Origin of the sequence: Stenotrophomonas sp. HMWF003 (genome assembly GCF_003061285.1) — a bacterium.
GTDB classification, from domain to species: domain Bacteria; phylum Pseudomonadota; class Gammaproteobacteria; order Xanthomonadales; family Xanthomonadaceae; genus Stenotrophomonas; species Stenotrophomonas maltophilia_AP.
Map to the genome: position 1 here is coordinate 8,816 of NZ_QAIW01000288.1, position 2,792 is coordinate 11,607.

Annotated in this window: 3 protein-coding genes and 1 pseudogene; 1 reads left to right on the top strand and 3 read right to left on the bottom strand. The window is 67.3% G+C overall.

Annotation, left to right across the window (positions count from 1 at the left end; genetic code table 11):
* Positions 1-156, bottom strand: a pseudogene (locus DBR34_RS22825) (GNAT family N-acetyltransferase); the annotation flags it as partial.
* Between the two features lie 117 nt (positions 157-273).
* Here DBR34_RS22825 and DBR34_RS11925 point away from each other — a divergent pair.
* Positions 274-1,437 (top strand): acyl-CoA dehydrogenase family protein, encoded by a 1,164-nt coding sequence (locus tag DBR34_RS11925; RefSeq protein WP_128096954.1) that lies wholly within the window; start codon positions 274-276, stop codon positions 1,435-1,437.
* 75 nt (positions 1,438-1,512) lie between these two features.
* Here DBR34_RS11925 and trmL read toward each other — a convergent pair whose 3' ends face one another.
* Entirely contained in the window at positions 1,513-1,989 is a 477-nt protein-coding gene (gene trmL, locus DBR34_RS11930) for a tRNA (uridine(34)/cytosine(34)/5-carboxymethylaminomethyluridine(34)-2'-O)-methyltransferase TrmL (RefSeq protein WP_128096955.1), read from the bottom strand.
* A 43-nt stretch (positions 1,990-2,032) separates the two neighbouring features.
* Positions 2,033-2,500 carry a hypothetical protein gene (locus tag DBR34_RS11935; protein WP_128096956.1) on the bottom strand — a complete coding sequence of 156 codons (468 nt, stop codon included), beginning with the start codon at positions 2,498-2,500 and terminating at the stop codon, positions 2,033-2,035.
* Positions 2,501-2,792: the final 292 nt, after the last annotated feature.

Sequence of the window (2,792 nt, forward strand, 5' to 3'; positions counted from 1 at the left end):
CTCTGCCACCAGGGAGACCGCCAGCGCGCCCGCATCGCGCAGCGCATCGACGATGAACTGTTCGGTGTGGCTGCTGTGCGGGGCCTCGGCGAAGGCCGCACGGGTGAGGGCATGGATGGCGGCCCGGTCGGCGGGGCGCTCGTCGCGGATCTGCATGTCCGGCTCCTGGACAGGGGAACCCACAGTGTAGGCCGTGCTGCGGCGTGCCTTGGCCCGGCGCGGCGCAGCGACCACAATGGCCCTCTGTTTGATCGCCTTCACACCCGGGTAGCCATGTCACTGAATCCGTACGACCTGTTTGATGTCCGCTCCCTGCTCAGCGACGAGGAGCGCGCCGTGCAGGCCACGGTGGCGCGCTTCACCGACGAGCGCGTGCTGCCGATCATCGGTGACGCGTTCGACCAGGGGCGCTTCCCGGACGAACTGATTCCCGAGATCGCCGCGCTGGGCCTGCTCGGCTGCAGCCTGCCCGAGCAGTACGGCGGTGGTGGACTCAACGCGGTCAGCTACGGGTTGATCTGTCAGGAACTGGAACGCGGCGATTCGGGCCTGCGCAGCTTTGTGTCGGTACAGAGCTCGCTGTGCATGTACCCGATCTTTGCCTACGGCAGCGAAGAACAGCGAACGCGCTGGCTGCCCGACATGGCCGCCGGCAAGGTGATCGGCTGCTTCGGGCTGACCGAAGCGCACGGCGGCTCCGACCCGGCGGCCATGAAGACGCGCGCGGTGCGCGACGGCGGCGACTGGCTGGTCAACGGCAGCAAGATGTGGATCACCAGCGGCCCGGTGGCCGACATCGCCATCGTCTGGGCACACACCGAAGACGGCATCCAGGGCTTCGTGCTGGAAAAGGGCATGGCCGGCTTCACCACGCAGGAGATCAAGCACAAGATGAGCCTGCGCGCCTCGCTCACCGGCGCGCTGTTCTTCGACAACGTGCGCGTGCCCGAGTGCAACCGCCTGCCCAACGTGCAGGGCCTGAAGGGCCCGCTGGGCTGCTTGAACCAGGCCCGCTACGGCATCAGCTGGGGTCCGATCGGCGCCGCGGTGGCCTGCCTGGACGAAGCGCTGAACTACACCAAGCAGCGCGTGCTGTTCGGCCGGCCGGTGGCGGCCACGCAGAGCGCGCAGATCAAGCTGGCCGACATGGCCCGCCGCATCACCACCGCGCAGCTGCTGGCCCTGCAGCTGGGGCGGTTGAAGGACGCCGGCCAGCTGCAGCCGCAGCAGGTCAGCCTGGCCAAGTGGAACAACTGCCGCATGGCCATCGACATTGCCCGTGAATGCCGCGACCTGCTCGGTGGCGCCGGCATCACCACCGAACACATGGCGATCCGCCACGCGTTGAACCTGGAATCGGTGATCACCTACGAGGGCACCGAAACCGTGCACCAGCTGGTGATCGGGCGGGAGCTGACGGGCATCAACGCGTTCTGAGCGGCAGCGGACGCGCCACGCGCCGCCTGACATCCAGGGCCACCTGACCAACGGTCAGGTGCTACCTACCTTGGGCTAAACCCCGCCGGCAAAGCCATGCTGCCGCCAGGCCTCGTACATCACCACGGCGACCGTGTTGGACAGGTTGAGGCTGCGGTTGTCCGGCTGCATCGGCAGGCGCAGGCGCCGGCCATCGGGGAGCGCGTCGAGCAGGTCCTGGGGCAGGCCGCGGGTTTCCGGGCCGAACAGGAAGGCATCGCCATCGTCGAACTTCGGGGTGTCGTAACGCACGCTGCCGCGGGTGCTCAGGGCGAACAGGCGCTTGGGTGCAATGGCCTGCAGGGCGGTATCCAGGTCGGGATGTACCTGCAGTCGAGCGTATTCGTGATAGTCCAGGCCGGCGCGCTTGAGCTGCTTGTCGCTCAGGTCGAAACCGAGCGGCTCGATCAGGTGCAGCCGCGCGCCGGTGTTGGCGCAGAGGCGGATCACATTGCCGGTGTTCGGCGGAATTTCGGGTTGGAACAGGATGACGTGGAACGTGGGCGCGGTCATGGCCGCAGTTTACGCGGCTGCTGCGTGTTATCGCAGCAACCGGTTACGGACGGACCAGCACCTGGGCAGCGGTTTCCAGCGCCAGGGCCTGCAGATCGGCAGACGACGGGCGCACCTGCAGGGCCGGCAGGTTGACGATCACGTCGCGGGCAACGGCGGTGGCGGCGGCGGTCAGCGTGGCCACGTAATCGCGATGGGTCACCTGCTCGGCGGCCAGGGCCTGGTACTGCTCGGCGGTCGGGCGCACTTCGACGGCGGCCAGGGTGGTCACGCGGCGGCTGCCGGCCAGCTCGGCGCGGTAGTCGGCGATCAGGCCGGCGGTCGGGCGGACTTCCACCAGGGCCAGGGTCGGGATGGCGCTGGTGCGTTCCACGGCGGCCTGGGCGATCTGGTCGGCCGACGGGCGCACCTGCACGGTGTCCAGGGTGGTGATGGTGGCGGCCTGCACGTTCGAAGCAAACGCGGTGCCGGCGGCGAGGGCGATGGCGATGGCGATGGTCTTGGTGTTCATGGCGGGGCCTGTTTAGTGTTGGTGGGCAGTGGTGTGGTAGTAAGGTAGTACACCGATTCGGGGCTTGCAAGAACAATTTCAAGGTTTTCGTTTTTGTTCAGCGGGCAGTCACGTTGGTTCTGTTCCTGCCTTTGCCACGCCCAGTACCAAGCAGGCACCGTGCCAACTTTTTCTCATTGATTCGTAAGGGTTTTTTGCCGAAAACGGGGTGTCCGCTGTCCGGACACCTGTCCGCTGGCACGGCGCAGGTGTCCGCGCCATGGGGTACAGGTCGCCCGGATCGACCGTTGCC